This is a genomic window from Neobacillus sp. 204 (genome assembly GCF_046562815.1).
GTDB lineage: Bacteria > Bacillota > Bacilli > Bacillales > Cytobacillaceae > Neobacillus.
This window is the reverse complement of sequence record NZ_JBJORY010000002.1, coordinates 164607-190004: the sequence shown is the minus strand read 5'-3', so window position 1 is coordinate 190004 and position 25398 is coordinate 164607. Positions and strand designations below refer to the sequence as shown.

Here is a 25398-nt window from a genome sequence, read left to right as displayed (position 1 = left end):
ATATCTGATATACAAGGAGAAATTAAATGACCTGGTTAATTATTTGCATGTTACTTGCTGCGTCTGTCGGTTGGTTAGCTTATATCGTAAAAAAGGAAAAGGCTAAACAAAAAGAAATGAGAAACAATCATTTCCAAGAATTAGAAGCGATGAAAGAATTACAAAAGGCTTCGTTGGAAACGGCAGCAGCAAACTTCGATGAAAATGTAAATCTTTTGTCCGAATCATACAAACGTGAAATGGAAAGACTGATGATCGAAAATGAAGAGATCCGGAAAAATTATCGAAACGGTGAGGAAATCATAACCCATCAGATCCTAGAAAATTTTAAAGCGGATATAATTAGAAAAACACTGATCTCCCCTGATGAAATGATTATTATGCCGAACATTTTTATTCCTGAGATAAACGGTACACGGCAGATTGATCACCTTGTCCTTTTATCAACCGGTATATATGTAATCGAAACAAAACCCTGGAAAGGTCACATCGTACTAGGATTAACTAAAATGGGCAGCCATAAGTTTTCTTTTTTAGCAGAGTTAGTAGACAGAGAAAAAGAGGAAACGGTTGTATTTGATAATGATGAGTCGGGAGCATTAACTGTAAAGACGTATGAAAATCCAATTAACCAAGTGCAAGAGACAGCCATCATCCTTTCCAATTATTTAAAAGATCAAGATGTTACAACATGGATTAACACCGTGGTATTTTTTAATGACGACGAAAAAGAGGTCCATGATTGGTCGGATAACAGCTTAGTAAAACGGGTTTCGAACCCAGAGCAATTACAACGTTTTTTTCTAAATGAGCTTACATCTAAAAATAGAATATACGGAGCTTTTCAGCTGCAAAATATCAAGCATCTTATCGAAAACGCTAATTATATTTAAGTTTGGAAGAATTTTTGAGAGCTGGATAAGAAAACCCACTATCACAGATAGTGGGCTTCTTTTTTCTTTATGATGCTTTTTGGATATCGATCTTTTTTCCTTCTTTACGCCACTTCTTAAATTCAGCAGTGGCTGTGAACAGCACGTCTGTTGATGAGTTAAGGGCCGTTTCAAAAGAGTCTTGTAACACACCGATAATAAAGCCTACTCCAACTACTTGCATCGCAACGTCAGCTGGGATTCCAAATAGACTACATGCTAAAGGAATTAGCAATAAGGAACCGCCGGCAACTCCTGAAGCACCGCAAGCACAGATTGCTGACAATACGCTAAGGATGATGGCTGTAGGTATATCTACATCAATACCTAGTGTATGAACTGCTGCAAGTGTCAAAACAGAAATAGTCACAGCTGCACCAGCCATATTGATCGTTGCGCCTAATGGAATGGAAACGGAATAAGTATCCTTATCCAAACCTAGTTTCTCACATAACTTCATATTCACGGGAATATTTGAAGCTGAACTGCGTGTAAAGAATGCAGTAATGGCACTTTCCTTTAAGCACTTAAATACAAGTGGATATGGGTTTTGACGTATAGCTACGTACACCATGATTGGATTCACAACAAGAGCAACAAATACCATACAGCCAATTAAGACGGCCAGTAATTTTCCATAGCTTAGTAAAGAATCAATTCCATTTGTCGTAATAGAATCGATGACTAGACCCATGATTCCTAATGGTGCGAATTTTATAACCCATGTAACCATCTTGGAAACGGCATCTGAAAAATTAGAAATCATTGTTTTAGTCGTAGCAGGGGCATTTTTCAAAGCAACTCCAAGAACAATCGCCCAAGCTAAAATACCGATATAGTTCGCATTATAAATGGCTTTAACTGGGTTATCAACGACGTTGAGCAGTAAGGATTTGAGAACCTCTACAACACCGCCAGGAGCCGCCAAATCCTCAGTGCCCTTTGTAAGTGTGATACTTACAGGAAAAATATAGCTGACAATAACGGCGATAAGTCCAGCTAAGAAAGTTCCTAAAAGGTATAGGATGATAACCGATTTCATATTCGTTTGGTGACCACTTTTGTGTTGCGCGATGGCCGACATAACCAAGAAGAGGACCAATATAGGCGCAATAGCTTTCAACGCACCTACAAACAATGAGCCTAAAATGACCACTGGTTTAGCGACATCCGGAATCGTCACAGCTAAGATAATACCAATAATCAAACCGATGATGATTTGTTTTACCAGACTCATTTGATTCCATTTTTTCCATAGATTTTTCAAAGATAGTCCCCCTTGTATATGATATAAGTCCAACTTACCGTAGCCAAATTAGTTATCCTAATTTCAGCCGATTCCAATACAGGTCTTTCTAATAAAATAGAGATAAGAACGAGGTACTTCTACGGTGGATTACCCATCCCAGTGCTCTCCACCTTTTCAACTATACTAATAATTGTAACAAATATTATTATAAAGAATATTTAGATATTTTACAATAACATTATTATTAATTTAAATATAATGAATATTGAGAAATATGTATATATCATTGGGCTGTTATGTCTCCATCATATAATTTATTACTATTCTTTTATGAAAGATAGCTGTAACAAATACTATATAAAAAAACTGCCACAATCGATCGTCGCTCAACGATCTTCTGTGGCAGTCTTTTTTCATTTACTATCAAAATGGCCGGATGTAACTTTATCTAATAATAATTGAGCTGGGGAATCCCCATATAAAAATAATTTATGCATCGGTCGAGTCATGGCCACATACAACAATTTGATATCTAATTCTTCTTTTGAGTACGATTCTTCCAAAGTAACAATAAGAACGGCGTCAAACTCCAATCCTTTGGAAAGGTAGGAAGGCAAGATGACAACGCTCCCCTTTTTCATATCTTGTTTTTCTTCTAATAGCTGAATTGGCAGATTGCTATTTTCTAGCATTTGATGGATTCTTATGCACTCTCGGTCAGTTCTCCCAATGATGGCAATCGAGTTAAGGTCTTCCTCTTTAAGTAACAAAATATCCTGTTCAAGGACCTCTTTTACCTGATCTAAATTAGTGGGGTCAATTTTCGTAAAAGATGGTTTGTCACCATGCCGTATGACTGGTTGTACTTTTGGCATGTCTTTATCCATAATCGAAAGAATCTCATTGGCTAAATGCATGATCTCAACCGTCGTTCGGTAACTCTTTTGTAACGTTTTATAATTGGCGTCGGGGAAAATGTCCTTAACCAATGGTTCCCAACTGTTTAACCCTCGATAAGAATGAATGCCTTGCGCTAAATCGCCCACGATCGTAAACAAATCAGTTTCGAAACCTTCTTTTAGTGCGGCAAATTGGAAATAACTAAAGTCTTGGGCCTCATCAATAAAGATACTTTTCATTTTATAGGGTTCTTCGATGCCTTCTAGTTTTGCCTTCATATAGAATAATGGAGCCAAATCCTCAAGCTCTAGCGCATTTTTGGCAAAAACCTTTTGACAATAGGTACTTAACTTCATAGATTCTATCTCCGATAAAGTAGATGAATACCTTTGTAAAAGTTCATGAGAAGTCATCAGTTCCTTATATAGCGTAAAAATATCCTTCGTAACAAAAGAATCCATATATTGTTTGATCACTACCTTCGACTCTTGCTCCACCGTACTAAGTCTAGTTTCTTTAGTATCCATAATGGTGACAACTTTTTCCCTTCTTTTTACAGGATCCATCCTGTTGTTATAAAGGGCTTTTTCTAAGGCTTCATCATATTTATGATTAATTTTGGATAGAATGATGGATTTTTTTATTCTTAAATCATTGGCTAATATATTTTTGATCTTATCCAATCTTTTATAAATCGGTAGGTATTGAAATTCTCTTAAATAAAGTCTTTTGATTTTTTTTCCCTTCATCAGCAGGTATTTTTCCACGTTAAAATCCTCTGAAGGTGACAAATTTAATTCAATTTCTTTCAAAAAACCATCGATTATCTCCTTAAATTCCAGGGATCCTTTATAACTAGAAACCCATTGAATCCATTTGGTTTTGACTTCCCCTCTAATAAGGGCCATTAATTTGGAAGTAGGAGATATTAATTTGATTTTCTTCCCTAAACAATCTCTCATAAAATCAATATAGGTGGTTTGTTTGATCTTGTTTACCCCTAAATCAGGCAGAACGGCGGAAATATAATCAATAAACAATCGATTGGGTGCAAGAATCATTAATTTTTCTGGAGGAAACCGATATCCGGACGAGTAAAGAAAATAAGAAATTCGATGGAGCGCAATGGTTGTTTTTCCACTTCCAGCTGCTCCTTGAACGATAATGGGGTGTTTAAGAGATGCTCTAATTACTTCATTTTGCTCATTTTGGATGGTTGCGACAATTTCTGTTAAGCGATTGTCCGCTTTCCCTGCTAAGGATTTCTGCAATAATTCGTCATGTGTGGTTAAATCAATATCGCTAATTTCTTTTAGTATTCCATCTTCGATTTCATACTGTCTCTTAAGAGATAAGTAACCACTTTGCGTTTCCCCATAGGCTTCATACGTAACATCGCCTAAACGGCCATCGTAGTAAACATTGGCAATCGGCGAGCGCCAATCGACAATAATGGGGATCTGATTTACACGGTCAAACAATGATGCTTTCCCAATATATAAAATCTCTTCGTTGGTATCCCCGCTGCTTGTGAAGTTAATTCTTGAAAAGTACGGTTTCCCGATAACGCTTGTTAACCTTTCCAATTCCGTTTCGGCCAATTCTAAATATTGAGCGTTAGTCAGAAGGGTCATATAGCTTAAACTACTATCTGAAGTATCAAGGTCAGCGAAGGCTTCTTTTAAATTCTCAACAAATTGTTCTTTGTTTCCCTTTGAAATTTCTAAAACGCTTTTAATATATTCCTTTGTAAACTCTAAGCGTTCCACTTCCGCTTGATAATCCTTATGATAAAGAACTGATTTTCCTTTTTTCTGGCGCATTCGCTTAATCAGTCACCTCTCAATACGACTTAATAACCTTTGAACTTTTAGAAAATTCCTAGACAAAAAGAAACATCTACAAATTTTTGCAGATGCTTTCATTCACGATGAAGTTATATTTTACCATTTGATAAAAGTAAATACAATAATTGATGGTCATTAGAGAAAATAAGATGTATTTTTTAATTTATATATGGCTTTTTAACGTTTTTCAACTTCAGAAGTCTTTACATGTTTCTGGCAATTAATTGATACACTTTTTGGCTGTATGTTTATTAATCCTTTTTTATTTAAGGCTGTATTCGAAAAGTTTGTTGTTTTTTTAGTGCAATTTAACTATACCTATCTGAGTTTATTGAGTGGAGCCTTATAATAAATGCTGGAATAAACCCGTTATATAGGATAGTCCTTTTATACTGATTGATTTAACCCAACTTACTTTTCCTGGTTTTAAGTTTGGGTCCTCTATATACGATTCATCCTTTGCTACCTTTAAGCTCTTTTTAAAATACTGGTTCATTTCCTTTTCGAGACTTTCGGTAAATTCCAAGCTATCAATGACGACCATGGACTCGGTATTTAAAAACGCCGACCTGGAATCCATATTAAATGCTCCAATGGCACTCAATCGATCATCAAAGATAAATGTTTTGGCATGTATGGAGTCAGGCCCCTGATATTCGAATACATTCACACCCTTTTTTACCATCCCGTTAATATGTTTAATATGTCCTGAATAAGCCATAACATTGGCTGTCGATGCTAACGAATTCGTTAAAATCGTTGTCTTTTCCGGAGGTACTTGTAACTTATCCATATAAGGAAGCATAGGTTTCGTTGGAATAACATACGGGCTTTGGATGACTATGGACTTTTTCGAATTCTTCATGAGATTCGTTAAATCATACCAAGCCCAAGGTTCTTTATTAAATCTTTGTATAGGATTATGAATAAAGGTGATCTTTTTGGTAGGAAGGGACATTTTCACCCAATCATAATAACTATTAAATAATTTTTTATCCGTTTTTCTCAGATTCTCTAGTTTCTGTTTTAATTGTTGATTGGCTTCTTTAGCTTTCTTTTGTTGGCGTGAGGATAGCTTATCAAAATGAACCTTTGTAATTGGATGGTCCCAGACTTGATTAAAGTAGCCTTCCATTTGATTCAAAACACTGCCTTCCTTTGTCTTGGGATCCGTATTAATTATCAGAACATCTCGGTCATTCGTAGGGGATTTTTCACCTTCCTGAATAAAATAACGATTCCCGATATTTCTGCCGCCGATAACTGCATACTTATGATCGATAATAAGTAATTTATCATGGAGTCGATTATTCCATGTCCAAGGCAGTAAAGGATTTAATGGTTCATAAAATTTCATTTCGATATTTGGATGATTGATTAAGGCGTATTGAACATCTTTTAGACTAAATCTAAGACCATGGAAAATTCCATCCAAAAGAATCCTTACCTTTACGCCACGATCGGCCGCATCCAAAATCATACCTAATAATAAATCGGTAATATATCCTTTATGAATCGCATAATAGGCGACATCAATAGACTCCTGTGCATTTTCCATTAAGTTAACACGGGCAAGCCCTGAAAACGTTTTTTCTTCCAGTAGAATCACGCGATCCTGTGCCGCCTCATTTCCATAGAATCTTTCCACTTTATGCTGCTCTTTATAGGTACTACTAACCTGCGGATGTTTATCTTTAAAAATAACAATGCCGAATATGGTAATATACATTAAATAAAAAAAAAGAATAATCATAACCGCTCTCCTAACCTTTTTTATCGAATTTACCTCCTTTCAAACACATGTAACGCCATAATAATTGTTAATAGTTTGTTCAACATTTTTTAAAATATGAAATAACAAAGGAATAAATAACAAAGTAATAAATAACAATAAGTTAGGTTAGGTATGGAAAAAGTCAATCCCTTTCCAACTTCATATTATTCCTATTTGGTCAGTTTTCCGTTCCTATGTTAATCATTACCTTAGTTTGGGGAATCTTAGCTGGATTAGGAGGATATATAAATCAATATTGGATTATGTCTTCAGCTCCAGAAGCACCTGGTTTTGCTAATGGATTATTTATATCAGCATGTAACGTAGGAACAACAATTGGGGTGCAGTTCACTGTAGAGAGATTTTTTATATCAGAAATGGGTACACAATACGTCGTATAAGTAAGATTTTTATCGTTAATATTGGGATCGGTATCCATTTTCTAAGAAACTTTATGTATAGTACTACAACAAAACAACTTGCTAGCTAATTTAAAGCAAGTGAAAACGTTCACAAAATTGTTATAGAAATCGCTTACATTATCGTATATAATTATATTAAAATTACAACTTGTGAGGTGAAGCAGCATGAAAGAATATATTTTTCTACTAGAAGAACCAGTGGATACTAGAGAAATTAAGATCATCGCATCAGGAATGATGGAAGCCTTTAAAAAGGCAAAGGAATTTCGAAAAAATATTGTTCAAGATACTAAGGTAAAGGTTGATATGATCTTAAAAGGTGTTAGATATACGGATTAATCTTGGATAAAATTTATTTTGAAAGGAAAATCCTATACTTTATGATCTTAATAAGATTACTAGTAGACAAATAAAGGAGAACACATTCGCAGGTTACCTGAAATGTGTTCTCCTTTTATATTATGCGGAAAGTGAAGTCTCTTGATTGCTCCTCGTTTCAGCAGCTTTTCTAGTCAACCAATCATACATAATCGGGATGACCAAAAGGCAAATAAGGGTGGAACTAATCATACCTCCAACCACGACGACGCCAAGTGTTTGTGAAATGATGGTGTCCCCGCTATTTGATACAGCTAATGGCAGCAATGTTAAAATAGTCGTTCCTGCTGTCATTAAGACGGGTCTAACCCTTGTAGCAGTTCCGCTAAGGATCGCCGCTTTTGGTCCCATTCCTTCCGAAAGATTTCTTTCAATTTTATCAACAAGAACAATCCCATTTGTAACGACGATTCCCGTTAACATCATTAATCCTACTAATGCTGCAAGATTCCATTCAAGTCTAAAAATATACATTCCAATAACCGAACCGATAAATGCTAAGGGAATACAAATTAAAACGGAAAACGGTGCTCGCCAACCTCGAAAAACAGAACTTATGATTAAGAGAACAAGTAAAACGGAAAAGAATAAAGCAATCGCCATTTCATAAATCATTTCATATACCTGCTGTGGTGCACCTGCAAAGGAATAATGGATACCCTCTGGCAGCGGTATTTTCCCAAGGGCACTTTTGACTTGTTTCGTCACTTGCCCGATATCACTTGAAATGATGTTTGCGGTAATCACAGCGTACGGTTGTCCACCCTTTTCTTGAATCACGGATGAACCTGTTGGCTCTAATACTGCGAGCTGATCCAATGTCACATTTTGTCTTTCGTTAGTCTGGAAGGTCTCCCCGCCCATTAAAGTAAAAATATCCTTGGTGCTGCCCTTTTGTTTATCCGTATGAATGACAATTGGAAAGGTATTTTGATTAATCGAAATCGACCCTTTTAATCCCTCAGCAGTATATTGCTGAATTCGATTGATCACATCGTCCAGCTTAATTCCATAATGATCGATCCCCTTGCGGTTAAGCGTAATCTGATACTGAGTGATCTGATCGTCATTATCCGCAATCCCCTGTACGGATAGTCCAGGAACGAGTTTAAGCTCGTTTCGCATCGTTTGAGCCATTGCTTCAAGCGTTTGGCTATCTGATCCCGTAAGATTAATCTTTAATTGGGAATCATCGCCTGCAATGTTTTGATTTGAAACAGCATAGACAGCTTTGTTTGGCAAAGCATTTAATTGTTTCTGTAGACTCTTAATAAACGCATCAATGTCAGTACCTTCCTTTACTTTTATGGACAAATTGGCGATATTCGGTTTCTGAAGCCATCCACCGCCTGCATCAAATACATCATCCGATTGAGGCGTAAAAGATGAGCCTAAACCGGAAGACAATGAATCAACTTTAGAATTCGTTTCCAGCAACCCTTCCAATCTCTTCACTTCTGCATCAATTTCTGTTAAGGAAGTATTTTGCGGCATTTCAACCTGTATAGCGATTTGGCCCTTGTTCATGGACGCAGGTAAAAAATTCACGGGCAGGAAAGCAGCTCCAACCGATGTTACTAAAAATAAGCCAAGAAAGGCAAAAACCACTTTTTTCTTGCGTCCAAAAACCCAAGTAATTATTTTCAGGGCAAAAGGCTCTATTTTATCACCGCCCGAGATAGGTTTTCCTTTCCAAAAAAGGTGATAAAGAGCTGGAACAACCAAAATGGAAACAAATAGTGAAATAATCAGTGCAATTACCACAGACCAAGCAAATCCTGAAAATGCTGAGCTTACCGACCCGCCGATAAGGGCGATCGGAACATAGACAGCAACTGTGGTGGCGGTTGAGGAAACAATCGCTGGAATCATTTCACTCACTGCTCGTGTTAACAATGGAATACTGATTTTCTCTTGTCCTTCATTTACTTTCCGGTTCATATTATCGAGGATAACGATCGAATCATCGACTACCCTGCCCATGGCAACGATAAGTCCTGACACGGTAAGAAGATTGAGACTGATCCCCATCGTTTTTAATAAACCAGTTGTTGCTAATAGACAGATTGGCAGGGAAATAGCAATTAATAAGGTAGAACGGACTTTACGAAAAAACAGAAAAACACAAATCATCGAAAATAAACAGCCTAATATCCCCTCTTTAATAAGTCCTTTTAGAGACGCATTGACCTGTTCTCCTTGATCAAAAAGGATGGAAACTTGAATATCCTTATTCTTTAATGCAGGAATTTCATTGATTTTGCTCTTAATTCGATCCGATACCTCTGTAATATTAGATGATGGGGTTTTCAACACATCTAGTAGAACGCTAGGTTTCCCGTCGGTTCTTGAAATCGTCTCCAGGTTCACAATAGAGTTTGATATATCCGCCACTTCAGAAAGTGGTAATGTTTTTCCTTCTCCGTGATGAATAGGTAAATGGAGCAGATCTTGTTGATTTAATATCCAACCCGACACTTGGACAGGAATAGAAACCTGGTTGTTAGATACCTTTCCCTCTATTCCAGTTGTATAGTTTTCTTCGAGGGATTGTTTTACGTCATTTACTGTTAGACCTGCTTTTTTTAAATCTGCCATTCGCAGGTTAACGGCATAACCGGCAGTACCACCTCCGGATACTCGTACATCTTTAACCCCTGGCACGGTCTTTAATCGATTGACGAAATCTTCTTGGATAGCAGTTCGGAGCATATTTTCCGTAATATTTTCCGAAGAACTCATCAAACTCATTCTTATAATTGGCATGGAATGGGTACTAAGACGAGTTACTAGCGGTTTTTCAATACCAGCAGGTAGTGTAATAGTTTCCAAGGCTTTTGAAACTTGTTCCTCCGCTTGCTCCATATCATAATTCATGGGAAAGTTCAGACTTACCAATGCCCCGCCATTAAAGGAGTTTGTTTCTACATCCTCCAGACGGTCAACTACTCGTACTGCCTGTTGGATCGGTTCTGTTATCTTTGCTTTTACTTGTTCCGCTTGATATTCATCTGCACGAACGGTGACCGACAAGGTTGAATTGTTAATTTCCGGCAGGTAGTCCCGTTGAATTTGTCGGGCAGACATTCCACCCCAAACTAGTATAAGAACAATCAAAGTGACAATGAGAATCGAACGATTCATTGTTTCATTTATTAATCGTTTCATATAATTGATCCGGGCAAGGAAAGCCCGAAACCGTCCCCCTCTTTTATGTATTCAAATCACCTTTAACAACAATAGCTACCCTTATGGATAGCTATTATTGTTTCAGTCTCTATTTCTTTAACGCGACTTCATTAGAATAGTAGATTTAAACGATTAGTCATTGTCAGCAGGTGATGGTGCAAAGCTTTCAGGCTGCTTTTCTACCTCATCTGGTGTATGGACCTTTTTATCACCTGGATATGGCTTATCAAAGCCTTCTGTTGCGTACCAAACAGCATGATTAAGCATATTGGCATTCGTTAAATCCGGAGTGGCATGTTTGCCAGTTAACTTACCCTTGTTTTTGTTGGACCATTCTGTCCATTTCTTTGATAATTCCTTTGCCTCCGGTGTTACGTTTGTTGTATTCGCAAGTGCAGCCGTATTTGAAGTTGTCGGGCCGTTTAACGTATCAAGCGGAATTTGGTTTTGTTCGACGTCGTATGGTGTAAAGTCAGGTTCATTTGTAAAGATTTCGCTCATTGGTTCCGCTGCCGCATCGTTCTGGTTCATTGGAGGAAGCCCTAAGATCTGTTCAATACTGCGAACCATGTTAATAACCGTCCAGTAGTGGCTGGAAGTGATTCCTTTTTTCACCCAAGGGCTAATGACAAATGCAGGTTCACGGTGACCATCAACGTGGTCCAATCCATTTTGTGCATCATCTTCCGTAATAATGATAACGGAGTCTTTCCAGTACTTGCTGTGTGAAATGAGATCAACAATTTTACCGACAGCCAAGTCATTGTCCGCTACCATTGCCTGAGGAGTAGGGAATCCTGTCGCAACTCCATTAGTGTGGTCATCCGTCACCCATAATGTGTTCAAGGCTGGTAAATCATTATTTTTTACGTGTTTTTCAAACTGCTGCTTGAAAATTTCAAAACGATACTGGTCAGGAATGCCCATATCAAACGTTGGGTATGGTTTATGTGTAATTGGTCCAAGTGATGGAATATCGTATGTTGCTGAATAGTTTCCAATTGGAACATGCAGCTCGCCTTTCTTTTGTCCAGAAAGGATTAAGTAATCGTTATACCAATCTGTCCAAGTACCGAATGGTGCTGAACCTGTGAAGCCTGTTGTATCTTCCCCGAAGTTTTCAACGGATACACCGTGTTTAATTGCTTGATCCCATAAATGTCCTGTAGGGGCATAGGCCATTGGATCCCCCGCACCGCCTGGATAACTGCGGACGTTAGCTGCATCCGTTTCTTTATCTTCATAATCTGTGTTCGTCCCTTGCATTACCCATTGGTGTCCACTTGCTGACTGGATGCCAGAAACATAGAAATTGTCTAACAGCGGATAGGTTTCAGCAAATTTATGGAAGTTTGGCGTCACCTTTCTTGGGAACTGAGTTAAGCCCACTTCTCCATTCCCTTTTCCTAAGTCGCCAAGCACTTGGTCATAGGTACGGTTTTCTTTAATAATATAGAATACGTGTTTAATAGTTGAAGGCTCTCCGATACGCTCAGGCATGGCAACTGGCTTCTTATTGTTTCTTGCCTCAGCATTCAAGTTCTTTAAGCCAAACCAGTTGTTATTCGCATATACCTGCTTTGTCCCTTTCGCAAGGTCCTCAGTTGTTGGGAATGGAACCAATGATAAAGATCCTATTTGGGCATAAGAGGAGTGTCCTGTCACCTTAACCCCTTGAATCGTTAAATCACGTGCTGGTCCGCGTGACCCAATTCCATCCGCATTGGCAACAACTAAATTTTTATTTTCAGAATCCACTGCGATATCAACCGGGAACCAGGCTGTCGGTAAGAGTCCTTGAAGTTCAGGAGTCTTATCAGGACCTTGCCAGTCATATACGGCAATTGCATTATCACGGCCAAGGCTGACCATTAATTTGTTATCTACTACTTTGACAGCGTTCGGTGCGGAACCTTTTTCAGCATCAGGATATGGTTCAATGTCAATCGTTTGAGCTACAGTATTCGTCTTAGTATCAATAACTGAAACAGTATCACTGTTAGTATTGGCTACGAATATGTATTGCCCGGACTGAGTCATACGTTCAGGCTGGACGCCGACTTCAATTGTTTTTGTAACTTTGTTCGAAGTCAGGTCAATTACAGACACAGTCCCTGTATTTGTTGCACCTGTTTTAGGGTCTACGACCACTTTAGTTCCAGATGAATCAACAGTTGTGTCTCCAGCTTTCGCCACTCTACCGCCTTGGTTTGTAACGTAAGCCGTATTGCCATCAACTAAAACACTTGTAGGGGCATTTTCTACTGCGATTTTGGCAGTTACAGCGCCTGTTTGCGGATCAATCACACCAAGACTGTTATCACGGTTAAGAGCTACTAATAGCTGACCTTGAGGACCAACCGTTAAATCAAGCGGGTTGATATTTCCGCCAACAGCTGCATTCGGAAGGGTATAAGTTTTTTGAATAGCAGGTTTTCCGTCTGTACCAACAGACATAACCACAACCTTACCTTTACCGCCTGACGAACCAGTAGCATAAAGCTGACTTCCGTCTTTAGAATAAGCTAATCCCCACATAGAAGAAAGGCCAAGAGAGAAATCAGTTACAGTCATTTTTCCTGTTGCCAGATCCACAACGTTGATACCTTTGCCGCCGTAATTGTTTCGGCCAACCATGGTTGCAGCTGTTTTTCCATTTGGATGAACAGCTACTGAAATCGGATTGCCGCCAAATTCAATTTGCTTTCCAGCTGGTGTAATCAACTGGTTAACAGGTGTTTGAACGGAACCATCTGCTTGTACTCCCACTAAATTGCTTCCAAAAGCACCGTCTTGTGCAGCATAAACCCCGGCTGAACCTAATAGCATGGTACTTAAAGTAAGTCCGGCAAACAGCCTTTTCTTCTTTTTAAATTTCTTTAACATCTTTCTCACTCCCCTTTTATTAATACGGTCTTAGATTACTCCTGATTTATTAAGCTGCTATGGATAAATTGTAAATTAGAAATAAATTAAATTCTGACTATTTATCTATTACTATAGGACTAATTAATTTCTCCTTTTCTTCTATGCGGTTAGTTGGTACCATATTTCATTCATCTTCTGTTTAGACAAAAAATCTTTTCGAAAATAAGAAAAGAACCCGATTTTATCATTCGGGTTCTTTTCATACTTCATTTTTTATTCTTCCCATGGTTCAAAGGAAAACGGAATTCCAATCATTTTAGCGGTCGATACATCATAGGAAACTAAATCCTTTTTTGACAACTCTTTTAAAGAGCGTTTTCCCATTGCTCTTAATGCCATTTTCATTTCTTCTGTACTAGCTGTTAAGAATTTTTCCGCTGTTTTTACCCCATCTTCGCTCTTAAATTTATCCTTGAACTTCCCGTCATACCATATAGCTTGTGTAGGCGGTTCAAATGGAAGTGCATTCAATACTTGATCATGTGCGAGAGCAAACAACATTGCAGAGCCTAAATAAACAGCGTCGGCTCCGAGTGCAAGCACTTTTAAAAAATGTCCTGGGACTAATAGTCCTCCTGAAACGATTAAACTAATCTCTCCCTTCATCTTTCTTTTTTCTAAGTGATTAACAGCTCTAACTACCGCATGCAATGTCGGGATTCCAAAGTCATCATATAAAATAGGCGGGGCGCCGTGCATGGCAGCTTGTCCGCCGTCAATGACAATAAAATCAACCCCCATAAAAATCAGATGATCAATGTCTTCTTCAATTTTTCCTCCTGCCCCAATTTTCACCCCAATTGGAACTCCACCTGATATTACGCGAAGTTTCTCCACCAGTAGTTTTAAATCTACTAATGTTTGATCTTCACTAAAGTTTTCATAAATGACCGCTTCCTCATTTTCCTTAAGTCCCATTACTTCACGAGCACGACCTGTTAAACTTTGTGGCGGGATTTTTTTGCCCATTCCTGCTAAAGCACCCTGTCCTAATTTAATTTCAATCATGTCAGCACGCGTAAACAAGTGTTCTTCCTTTGCCCATTCTGTTTTAGAAAATTGTAAAATATACTTTCCTGCTGCGTTTAATTCATCGGGTAAAATTCCACCTTGACCAGAGTTAATCGCAGTTCCTGTCTTTTTAGCTGCTTTCGCCAAAGAAAGCCTAGCTTGTTCACTTAGTGAAACCCCATAGCCCATTCCACTGATCATAAGTGGGATTTTTATTTCCATTGGTTTTTTCGCCTTTGGTCCAATCGTAACGGATACATCTACTTCTTCTTCCCCATCAATGGGAAACGGTGATGTTTGGGCAGGAATAAAGGTAATTGGATCCAAATGCGGCCATTTTTTTGATGAGCCGCCAAGCGGGCGAAAAAGAACAGTTCCAGTTTCTGCACGCAAACTATTTTCTAGCATATTTTGAATGCCCATATGCCGAAGGCCTGGTATCAGTTCCATAATATTTTCTTGATAACTGTCAGTTAAAATGATTTTTCCAGCCTTTTTCACTATTAGTTTCAAAATCCAGCGCCAACCAACGTGCATGAATATAAACACTACAAATAATAGGGACATCATTGCAAAAGTCAAATAAAATAAAATGTTTGCCATAGTCACTTCTCCAAAATTACAGAAAATGGATCACAGAATTTTATTACTTTTCATGAAAAGGTTCATAAGAGTCAGTAAGAAAGAATAAGAATTTTATGATGGTAAAGGTCCCTAGATATGATGAACTTTTTAAAGAAAATTTGAATCGAAGTGATGGACAATTTATTTCTCCATTTGTTTGTCTTCCCATGGTTCAAAGGAATACGGAATGCCGACCATTTTGGCGGTCAATTCATCATAGGACACCAGATCCTTTTTTGATAACTCTTTTAAAGAGCGTTTTCCCATTGCTCTTAATGCCATTTTTATTTCTTCGGTACTTGCTGTTAAGAATTTCTCCGCTGATTTTACCCCTTCTTCAATCTTAAATTGATCCTTGAATTTCCCTTGATTCCAAACAACTTGTGTAGGCGGTTCAAACGGAAGGGCATTCAATGATTGAGGATGTGAGACGGTAAATAACATAGCGGATCCTATATATACTGCATCAGCTCCAAGGGCGAGGACTTTTAAAAAATGCCCGGGTACCAGAAGTCCACCAGAGGCAATTAAACTAATTTTTCCCTTCAAATTTCTCTTTTCTAGATGATTAGCAGCCCTGACAATCGCATGCAGAGTTGGGATTCCAACGTCGTCAGATAAAATGGGTGGGGCACCGTGTGTAGCTGCTTGTCCGCCATCAACCGCAATATAATCAACACCTATGTAAAGTAAATGATCAATATCTTCTTCAATTTTTCCGCCAGCCCCTATTTTCGCTCCAATGGGAACACCACCTGTCAGGTCGCGAAGCCCATCAACAAGTTCTTTCAAATCATCTAGGGTTTGATCTTCAACAAAATTATCATAAATCACGGCATCCTCATTATCCTTCAACCCCATCAGTTCACGGGCACGACCTGTTAAATTTTTAGGAGAAATTTTCCCACCCGTACCGGCTAATGCCCCTTGTCCCAACTTAATTTCTATCATATCAGCGCGCTTAATTAATTCGTCTTCCTTTGCCCAATCTGTTTTGGAGAACTGTAAAATATACTTTCCGGCACTATTTATTTCCTCAGGTAAGACTCCCCCTTCACCTGAATTAATTGCAGTTCCTGCATTATTAGATGCTTCTGCTAACGAGAGTTTCACTTCTTCACTAAGTGCGATCCCATAGGCCATCCCACTGATCATTAACGGGATTTTTATTTTCATAGGTTTTTTTGCATTAGGCCCAATGGTTACTTCCACATCGACATTTTCTTCACCGTCAATAGGAAATGGTGATGTTTGAGCAGGGATGAAAGTAATCGGATCTAAATGCGGCCATTTTTTTGAAGAGCCAAGTGGTCGGTGTAGAACGTCGCCTGTTTCTGCACGCAAGCTATTTTCAAGCATATTTTGAATGCCCATATGCCGGAGTCCCGGCATCAATTCCATAATATTTTCTTGATAACTGTCAGTTAAGATGATTTTTCCCATTTGCTTCACTGTTCGTTTCATTATCCAACGCCAACCAAGAAGAATGAATAAAAAAGAGATAAATATAATTGCCATCATCGCAAAGCTCAAAAAATAAAATAAGTTCAGCATATTTATTGCTCCATATTCAGCATATTTTCTAGTAGGAAGTCCACCACTCTTATTATATCCAAAAAAAGGGAAATCATATAAATATCAAGGTAATGCTTTGAAAATAGTTGAGCTTTTTTGTATTCCTAATCGTATTAAATTTTCATTTTCCACCAAACTATGGACATATAAAAACAGGGGGATCATTTCATGAATATAATGAATGATATTGTTCATCGTTCTTGGCCATTGCCTTCGAAATATTGGATTATGCGACAAACTTGGAGAAATCTATTGTTTTTGCATTGGCCTATTCCACTTGATAAACTACGGCCACATATTCCTTCTTCTTTACAAATTGACACCTTTAATGGCTCCGCATGGTTAGGCGTCATTTTATTCGTTTTAGAGGGAATCTATCCCCGTGGAATATCATCTGTCTCTCTAACCCCTAAATTTCCAGAAATCAATGTAAGGACATATGTTACATGCGATGGTAAACCCGGTATTTATTTTTTGTCAATTGATGTTAAGAACTGGGCTTCCTTAAAGATTGCAAAGAGATGGTATCGTTTACCCTATCATTCAGCGGAAATTTCTATTCAAAAAGAAGGACAAACCTTTCATTGCGATAGTATTCGTAAAGGAAACACGGTTACTCCTATAACATTTAAGGGCAAATACTTTCCCGTATCGGAAGTTTATTTTCCAAAAGAAGGAACGCTGGACCATTGGCTCACTGAGCGATATTGTCTCTATAGTTCGAATAACGGAATTAACATTTATTGCGGTGAAATACATCATCGACCTTGGCCGTTACAAAAAGCAGAAATAGAAATAGTTAGGAATACCCTTTTTACACCTTTTCATTTTGACCTTTCTGAAGTAAATCCGATCGCTCATTTCTCCACAGGTGTAGATTCGCTAATGTGGAATATTAAGAAAAGCGGATTTAGTAATTCAATGGGAACTTGAAACAATAAAAATTGGGGATGAGCCATGATTTATTTTCATAAACAACCATAAATTGGAGATATTAAATAGGTAGCTAGAGACAACTAACTGGAAGGACAAGCTTGATTCGTTATGTGTGAATAAATTGTTTCAATTTAAGGAGGAGCGTAATGGGTAAGAATAATATAAAAATTGCATTCTCTTTAGCAACATTAATTCTTCCTTGGCTAACCGTCCCTTTTATGGGGAAACAAAATTTTATTAGGTTTTTGCCTGTTGCAAGTTTTACCAATTTGTTTTTAAGTGTTTTTAGTCTTATCTGTTATAGGAAAAAATGGTGGATCACTAAAAATCCTATATCACCTGGGCCAATAGATTTTACCTATATATTAGGGCCTTATTTTGTAGCAACGCTTTGGATATTTAAATTAACATTTGGGAATTTCCCAAAGTACTTAATGACAAATATGGTATTGGATCTTATTAACGCTTTTCCTTTGCCTTACATTGGAAGTAAAGTTGGAGTTGTCAAATTTATAAAGATGAAAAACACTGCTTGGTATTTTATATGTGTATCCTTGGCAATTATTATCTATGGCTTTCAGTATGTTGTGGAACAATCAATTAGGAAAGCAACAAGTTTTAAAAACACAGAGTTATCAAGTAATGAAAATTAAGATGAGGTAAAAAACAATTGTGTTGTACGAAATGTTTCTAACTTAAATTGACGGTTAGTTATTTCATCTTGGTATAGACAAAAAATGTGTTTCGAAAATAAGAAAAGAACCCGATTTTATCAGTCGGGTTCTTTTCATCCTTCATTTTTTATTCATGATAAAATTAACTCATATCTCCAGATTGTAAAATTTTCTCCATGGCATTAATCTTTTGTTCCAGATTATTAATAGCCTTCTCCATGGCAGCTGGATTCGAAGGACTACTGAGTTGATTACTTACTGCCGAGGCAGCGGTATCGAGAGCAGTCCATTCTTCAAAGTGCTCGGATGCTGAGATACTATAAAACCCTTGGATTCCTTTTATGATTTCGTTTATTTCTGTTTTCATAGAGTCAGAGTTCTTTTCGAATTGATATTGTTTTAACAACGCCAAATGGTGTTTTACTTCGCTGACCGGGCTCATGGTGCCATGGTTCATTTTGTCATGGTACTGATCGTAGACCATCATCATATGCATACCATGTGTAGCATGCGGACCCATATGACAATGAATCGGCCAAATACCAGGATTGTCCGCTTTCAGCAATAAATCATATTTTTCGCCTGGACCTATAGTAATCGAATCCTTCGTCATCGGATGTGTGATGTCTCGGCCGTCAGAAGCAACTACTTTGAAATGATGACCGTGGGTATGAAAGGTATGGACTTCTGAACCCGCATTTATTAACCTGATCAAATAAGTGCCTCCTTCTTCCACATGGAGAGGCGGGATTTCTGGATCTACTTTACCATTTATGGTGTAGTACTTAGCCTTTCGTTCGGTTGTATCATATTCACCCTCTAAATGAAGATGCTCGGCAGCTGTTCCGACATACTGATGTGCTTCTGTTCCTTCAGCTAGGCTTAAAAGTGGATCTCTTTCCGAAAGAAGCAGGGTAAACTCTCCGTTTGTTTTATATTTTGCTTGTTTCGGCTCCACGATAAAAGCCCCATATAACCCCATTTCCGGATGCCTGTCCGGTTCAACATGACAGTGATAAAAATAGGTGCCTGCATTTTTAGCATCAAATTCGTAAGTAAAGGAATCGTTTTTCATCGTTGGATGCTGACTCATTTCTGGGGTTCCATCCCCTGCAAAACTATTGTCAATCCCGTGAAAATGAATGGTATGAACCTCTTGTTGTTGATTATGGAAAACGACCTTTACGTGATCTCCCTCTTTGACCCGAATTTCAGGTCCCGGAACACTCGGCGGAGAAGCTGGAGCATTTTTCTTAGGATCCCACAAACCAAAGCCCCAGGAATAAAGGGTGGTTCCTTGAGACACTTCCTGTTCCATATCTGAAGCATATAAGTGGAACACCTTTGTTTGGCCCTTATTTGGTTGAACTGACGCTGATTCTCGCTTGGCATCTACGATAAAAACAGCAATTCCTACTAAACAACAAACAATGGAAAAAAGCAGGATGATCTCTCTTTTCTTCATGTAAACACTCCTAGTTGATGAATTTAAAAAAAGAATGGCAATGGAACCATAAACTCCGGTAACCTTAGATTACCGGAGTTTAAATGAATTTTTTTGTTAAACAGCCAAATTCTGTTTATTTGGAGTTTAAATCGTTTTTTACATCCCGATTCGTATTTTGCAAGTCTTCAAGAGAAGGAAGCCCAGAAATATACCCTACTCCACCGGTACGATCAATTCCAATCTCTTTCTCCATCGCCTGCTCTAATTCCGTTTTATCAACTGCAATAATCTTCTTACCTTCTAATTCATCTCCAGGATGCTGGAAATTACTCATAATATAAGAGAATCCATTACGGTTATCAGCAGCAAACAAACCAGTTGATTCAGCTCCTGCTGGAACGGATAAAATCCTTGATAATTCCTTCGTATCCACATTATAAGCCCAGACAAAGTTATTGGTGTGCATTCCACTATCTTCACCAATAAATAAGGTTCTAAGTGATTCAGAATAGCTTACATTGTCTGTATTTGCTACTGAATTCACATCTGCTGTATTCCCATAGGAATCCGCAGATGGCATATCCTTACCAGCGATTAAGCCAGACATACTAGCAGCTACATATTTACTATTAATCTTTTGGCCAGTGCTGTCTTTTTGACCATCTGTCAAATCCAATTGATAGGTTACACCAGATTTAATTTTTGGTAGTTTCATATCATCGACTGGATCAGCAGGATTTTCGAGCATGCCATTACTTTGATCGGAAATGGCCATATATACTTTTTTATCCTTTTCGTTTAGGGTGACACCTTCCATTTTATTAAACTCAGATGTTGCTCCAAGCATTGCTGCATAACGGCGTGATTCTAAAAACGCAGCCGCTTTTTCCATACCCGGCTTCAGTTTTAAGTACTCAGTTTTACCGTATGAGTATTGCTTAATCGCTTTAAAGCCTTCTTTTGGTACATCAGATGTTTCGAAAATATCGCTAAACTTAATACCGCTGTCGATGATTTTTTTAACTTCCTTATCAGTTGAATGTCCAAGCTTGATCCATTCTAAATTACCAGCACCGCCATTCTCAGTACCTGTTTGGTGGAATTTTGCTGCATAAAGAGTACCCGCTGAAAGGTCCTTCGCTTCATCCGCTACATACATAAACATCGTCGTATAGGACCCGTCATCTCCAAAGAACGCAGTCCGTTGATCAGGCATCATCTTCATTAATTCATGAGAGAAACGGCCAATACTGTAATGTTTTGATACAGAAGCAGCTCCATCTTTGTTCACCTTAATTTCCGGGACAAAACCATAGAAATAAGGATTGGCTTTTGACTTGTCTCCAAAGTAGAGCTTCGCAAAGCTTTCTACCCCAGTTCTTGCAGAGGAATTCGGGTCCATTTCAAAATTGCGGGCATCTGGCTCATACTCTTCCGAACCTAAATGGGTATTCCATGGGGAAAGGGATCCGTTACATGGAATCCAAAGTCCATTTACACTTGAAAAATCAATTTTCTTAACAGCTTTAGGTGTTAATTCCCCGGTTTCCTTATCTTGTTCCAGCGTAGATAATGACATGGATGCAGGAACGATTCCATAGGCTGATTTACCAGCAGCATCAATGGTTTGATATTCATAGTGGGTAACCATGTAAAGCTGTCCCTGAATGGGGTTCAATAAACTGTTGGAATCAGGAGCATCTGATACATAATAGGTTGGTTTTCCTTCAACACTTGTATCCATAATCGGATCACCGTTCACGTCAATCGGTGTTCCTGCAGGAATTAACTTACCTTTGTTCATTGCAACTTTATCTTCCGATTTAAAAAGCCTTTTATAAGAAAGTGGGAAATTCTTTACTTCCCCATTGCTATACTTCACATCCATGGATGCGTTCGTATAGGTTTTAACCATATTTTCAATCGTTTTCGGTGCATCCATTCCATTAAACCTTACAGAATCAATGGTTACATGCCCCTTACCTGCAGCAGCAGCAGGTGTTAATGCTGGAATGGTTAGTGCTAGTCCAAGTGCAATAGCAGCCGCTTTTTTGCTAAAACCATGTTTATTCATTGTTCTCCCCCTAGTATGTAAATACTTTTACTTCACATATCTATTAAATAACAGGAATGTTAATCTAGGGTTTACCTTATGTTAAGCGTTCGTAAAAGAAGATTAAGACTTTGTAAAAGTTTTGTTCACTCTTTGCATCTTAATGAATTTTTAATCTTTTATTAAGAGAACGTACAGGTCCATTTTGTATACTTACATTGCCTAATTGGATTACATTAGCATTCTTGATTCACGACAGAAAACAATCAGGTTATTTGGGTTTATTTATAGAAAAAAAGGTGGGGAGGCAAAGGTATGAAAAAATTAGTAGAGGCAACTATGCAAAGAGCCATTCTTATGATTGTGTGTGTTATCATCATTTTGGCTTGGGGTGGTATTTCAGCTTTCCAGATGCAACGGGATTATTTGCCTGGGATCAACAATACTACCCTTTCTGTTAGTATGAGGGTAGCTGGGTATCAAGCAGCACAGGTAAAACAGCAAGTGACCGATAATTTGGCAAGTGCCGTCAAGGTAGTCGATGGGCTTTCCAATGTAGAATCTACTTCTTATGACGGCGGCTTGTTTATGAGTTTATATTTTCCGATGAATACAGACATGAAACAAGCGGAAGATCAAGTAAACAAAGCCTTAGCAAATGCAGATCTACCATCAACCATTACAAGCACTCCTTCTGTAACACGATTAACAACTAGTTCATTTCCAATTTTGACTTACAGCGTAACAAGTTCAAAATTAGATGAACCAACTCTACGCTCCACCGCAACACAGGAAATTATTAAACAATTAAAATCTGTTCCTGGTGTAGCGGATGTATCCGTATTTGGGGGAGCAAAGGATGGATATGTATTAACGGTCCGCATGAAAGACCTAGTGAAAAATGGATTAACATTGGATGATGTTAATAAATCGTTTGCTTTGGCAGTTCCCTCCATGCCCCAGGGGAATATTGTAAACAACCAATTATCAATACCTGTATCATTTGATGGGTTACCGTTAACTGAACAGCAAATGGAAAACGCAACAATTAAGAATAAGGATGGAAAAGTAATTCCTGTTTCAGCTTTTGGTACGATAACGCATTCCTTAAATGACGTGAAAACGGTATCAAGAACAAATGGAGCACCAAGCGTTCAATTAAATGTAATCAAAACTCCATCAGCAAATATCACGGATGTTGCTGATCAAGTGAAAGACCGTGTGTCTCACCTTCACTTGGATACGGTAAATCCAAAGGATGTTTCGTTCCAAGTGTTACTTGACCGGGAAAAAGAATTAAACAGCTCTCTTTTCGGATTAGTTCGAGAAGGACTACTTGGTTGTTTATTCTCTATGATCTGTGTGTTCTTCTTTTTCCGAAATGTAAGATCAACCTTATTAATTGCGATTTCGCTGCCCATTTCATTGTTAGCGACAACTGCTTTCTTAAAGTCAATGGGTATTACGTTAAATATTTTAACCGTTTCAGGCTTAATTGTAGCAATGGGGCGAATTGTCGATGATTCGATAGTTATCTTAGATAACATGTATCGAAAACGGGAAGAAACAAAGGACACACCGCTGCTTTCTATTCTTGCATCATCGGTTGTGGAAATGATTCCGGCAATATTAGGCTCCACTCTAACGACCATTGCTGTTTATATTCCGATTGCCTTTGTTGGCGGCGTCATCAGTGCATCATACAGCGGATTTGCCTGGTCAGTCGTAATTGCACTAATTATTTCATTCTTCGTTGCCATGCTTGTCATCCCTGCTCTTGCTTTTATGGGATGGAAAGGTGGAAACCGGGAAAAACAAACGGTCAAACTCGATTCAAAAATGAAACCTATCTTGCAATCTGCTTTCAAGCATAAAAAAGCGATGATTATTGTTTCTATAGTAGTTTTTTTAGGCGCTGGAATCTATTCTGCTTTTCTTCCAGTTAGTTTATTACCTAGCGGGAAAATTGGACAAATTGCCATTAAAGCAGAATTGCCTAAAGGAAGCACGTTAATTCAAGTAGATTCAGAAGTACAAAAAATGGAAAAAGCATTAAAGGAAAATCCAAAAGTGGATGCCTATTCGGCCAATTTTGGTTCGACGATGACACCACAAAGTGATGACGTGTTTGACCAAGGCGGCGGATTTATCACTTATCCAAATGTCGCCAACCTATCTGTTGTTTTGAAAAACGACAAGGATGCTGATTCTGTCATCAAACAATTACAAAAGCAGCTTCCGACTCTATCAAAAAATGTAATTTATACCGTAACAAGCCAGAACATTTCTGGTGATGATTCACAAATGCGTATCCTGTTTACAGGTTCCGACCAAGCGACATTGGATCAAGTAGCTCAAGAAGCAAGAACGAACTTAGCAAAAATTGCTGATTTAAGTGTAGATGGAAAAGTGGATTTAACGAATGGTTCAACAAAATACAAGGTTACATTTGACCAAAAAGCAATTCAAGATAAAGGGGTAAAAGTTGCTGATATTCTTACCGTTGTTAATCGTTATATGTCTTTATCTAAAGATGCAACGATTACAGTTGACCATAAAGCACTTCCAGTCGACCAATTTTTAGATCAAATTGCATCAGGGAACCATTCAAATATTACGTTAAATGCTTCTGCGAATGATGTTTTAGCTTCGCTAGCAGCCGAAACGTTTAATGGAAATAATGGCGAAATGGTTCGATTTGACCAATTAGCTAAAATTACAAAAGATCAGTCTCCGTCCACCATTAGTGAACGAGATGGCCAGCCATTCTCATTAGTGACTGCTCAGATTACATCAAATGATATTAGTAAAGTGTCAAGTCAAGCGGACAAAGCGCTAAGCAGCTTGAAACTTCCGACAGATGTAACGTACTCATTGGGAGGAATCACTGAACAAGTCAAACAAATGATTTTCGATATGTCTGTTGCCGTTGCCTTTTCTATCCTTTTAGTATTGCTCATTACTTCTTCTATTTTCAAAGGATGGAGAGCACCAGTATCGGTACTATTAAGTATCCCTCTAGCGTTAAGCGGTGTGGTCATCGCCTTAATTTTATTCCATGGAGAGTGGAATCTAGCGGCATTGATCGGCATTTTAATGCTTACTGGTATTGTAGTAACCAACGGTATTGTGTTAATTGACAAAATTGAAAGAAATAGAAAAGAAGGAATGCCTGTTAAAGAAGCTGTATTGAATGGTAGTCTTTCAAGGATTAGACCGATCTTAATGACAGCTGCAGCAACAGTCCTTACATTGTTACCACTTGCCTTTTCACATAATGCCGATACGGTAATTTCTCAAACCCTTGGGATTGTCGTCATTGGAGGTATGGTAACATCGACCATTAACAGCTTTATTATCATCCCAATCATTTATGAATGGCTGCATAAAAAATCTGCGACCAAAAACATGAGTACAACAAATCAAAGTATGAACAGTTAAAAAAATCTAAAGAAGCAC

14 protein-coding genes and 1 pseudogene are annotated in these 25398 nt (G+C 38.1%); 6 read left to right on the top strand and 9 right to left on the bottom strand.

Annotated elements, in window-relative coordinates; genetic code table 11:
• Positions 1-26 precede the first annotated feature (26 nt).
• Positions 27-893, top strand: a complete 867-nt coding sequence (locus ACJ004_RS04955) for a nuclease-related domain-containing protein (RefSeq protein WP_410891485.1) — start codon at positions 27-29, stop codon at positions 891-893.
• Positions 894-960: 67 nt separating this feature from the next.
• On the opposite strand, the gene sstT is transcribed toward ACJ004_RS04955, so the two are convergent.
• From sstT to ACJ004_RS04940, 3 genes are all read right to left on the bottom strand, one after another.
• Positions 961-2199, bottom strand: a complete 1239-nt coding sequence (gene sstT / locus ACJ004_RS04950) for a serine/threonine transporter SstT (RefSeq protein ID WP_410891483.1) — start codon at positions 2197-2199, stop codon at positions 961-963.
• A 395-nt stretch (positions 2200-2594) separates the two neighbouring features.
• The gene (gene helD / locus ACJ004_RS04945) at positions 2595-4904 is read right to left on the bottom strand and encodes an RNA polymerase recycling motor HelD (protein WP_410891481.1); all 2310 of its coding nucleotides are present in this window, start codon (positions 4902-4904) and stop codon (positions 2595-2597) included.
• Positions 4905-5271: 367 nt separating this feature from the next.
• Positions 5272-6681, bottom strand: coding sequence for a phospholipase D-like domain-containing protein (locus ACJ004_RS04940; RefSeq protein WP_410891480.1), 1410 nt, complete (start codon positions 6679-6681; stop codon positions 5272-5274).
• Between the two features lie 182 nt (positions 6682-6863).
• On the opposite strand from ACJ004_RS04940, the pseudogene ACJ004_RS04935 reads away from it, so the two are divergent.
• Together ACJ004_RS04935 and ACJ004_RS04930 are read left to right on the top strand one after the other, a co-directional pair.
• Positions 6864-7192: pseudogene (locus tag ACJ004_RS04935) on the top strand (MFS transporter); the annotation flags it as partial.
• A gap of 97 nt (positions 7193-7289) precedes the next feature.
• The gene (locus ACJ004_RS04930; RefSeq protein WP_410891479.1) at positions 7290-7463 is read left to right on the top strand and encodes a hypothetical protein; all 174 of its coding nucleotides are present in this window, start codon (positions 7290-7292) and stop codon (positions 7461-7463) included.
• A gap of 120 nt (positions 7464-7583) precedes the next feature.
• Here ACJ004_RS04930 and ACJ004_RS04925 read toward each other — a convergent pair whose 3' ends face one another.
• From ACJ004_RS04925 to ACJ004_RS04910, 4 genes are all read right to left on the bottom strand, one after another.
• On the bottom strand, positions 7584-10670 hold the full coding sequence (locus tag ACJ004_RS04925) for an efflux RND transporter permease subunit (RefSeq protein ID WP_410891478.1): 3087 nt from the start codon (positions 10668-10670) through the stop codon (positions 7584-7586).
• A gap of 153 nt (positions 10671-10823) precedes the next feature.
• The gene (locus tag ACJ004_RS04920; protein WP_410891477.1) at positions 10824-13577 is read right to left on the bottom strand and encodes a bifunctional YncE family protein/alkaline phosphatase family protein; all 2754 of its coding nucleotides are present in this window, start codon (positions 13575-13577) and stop codon (positions 10824-10826) included.
• 255 nt (positions 13578-13832) lie between these two features.
• Positions 13833-15233, bottom strand: a complete 1401-nt coding sequence (locus ACJ004_RS04915) for an FMN-binding glutamate synthase family protein (RefSeq protein ID WP_410891475.1) — start codon at positions 15231-15233, stop codon at positions 13833-13835.
• Between the two features lie 162 nt (positions 15234-15395).
• Complete coding sequence (locus ACJ004_RS04910) at positions 15396-16808, bottom strand: FMN-binding glutamate synthase family protein (protein WP_410891473.1); 1413 nt, start codon at positions 16806-16808, stop codon at positions 15396-15398.
• A 189-nt stretch (positions 16809-16997) separates the two neighbouring features.
• Here ACJ004_RS04910 and ACJ004_RS04905 point away from each other — a divergent pair, with 189 nt between their 5' ends.
• The gene (locus tag ACJ004_RS04905; protein ID WP_410891472.1) at positions 16998-17762 is read left to right on the top strand and encodes a YqjF family protein; all 765 of its coding nucleotides are present in this window, start codon (positions 16998-17000) and stop codon (positions 17760-17762) included.
• A gap of 149 nt (positions 17763-17911) precedes the next feature.
• A complete protein-coding gene (locus tag ACJ004_RS04900; protein WP_410891471.1) occupies positions 17912-18418 on the top strand; it encodes a hypothetical protein in 507 nt (168 codons plus the stop codon).
• Between the two features lie 163 nt (positions 18419-18581).
• On the opposite strand, the gene ACJ004_RS04895 is transcribed toward ACJ004_RS04900, so the two are convergent.
• Together ACJ004_RS04895 and ACJ004_RS04890 are read right to left on the bottom strand one after the other, a co-directional pair.
• The gene (locus ACJ004_RS04895; RefSeq protein ID WP_410891469.1) at positions 18582-19904 is read right to left on the bottom strand and encodes a multicopper oxidase family protein; all 1323 of its coding nucleotides are present in this window, start codon (positions 19902-19904) and stop codon (positions 18582-18584) included.
• A 115-nt stretch (positions 19905-20019) separates the two neighbouring features.
• Positions 20020-21960: a PhoX family protein gene (locus ACJ004_RS04890; protein WP_410891468.1), complete on the bottom strand. Its 1941-nt coding sequence runs from the start codon at positions 21958-21960 to the stop codon at positions 20020-20022.
• Positions 21961-22254: 294 nt separating this feature from the next.
• On the opposite strand from ACJ004_RS04890, the gene ACJ004_RS04885 reads away from it, so the two are divergent.
• Positions 22255-25380 carry an efflux RND transporter permease subunit gene (locus tag ACJ004_RS04885; RefSeq protein ID WP_410891467.1) on the top strand — a complete coding sequence of 1042 codons (3126 nt, stop codon included), beginning with the start codon at positions 22255-22257 and terminating at the stop codon, positions 25378-25380.
• Positions 25381-25398 lie beyond the last annotated feature (18 nt).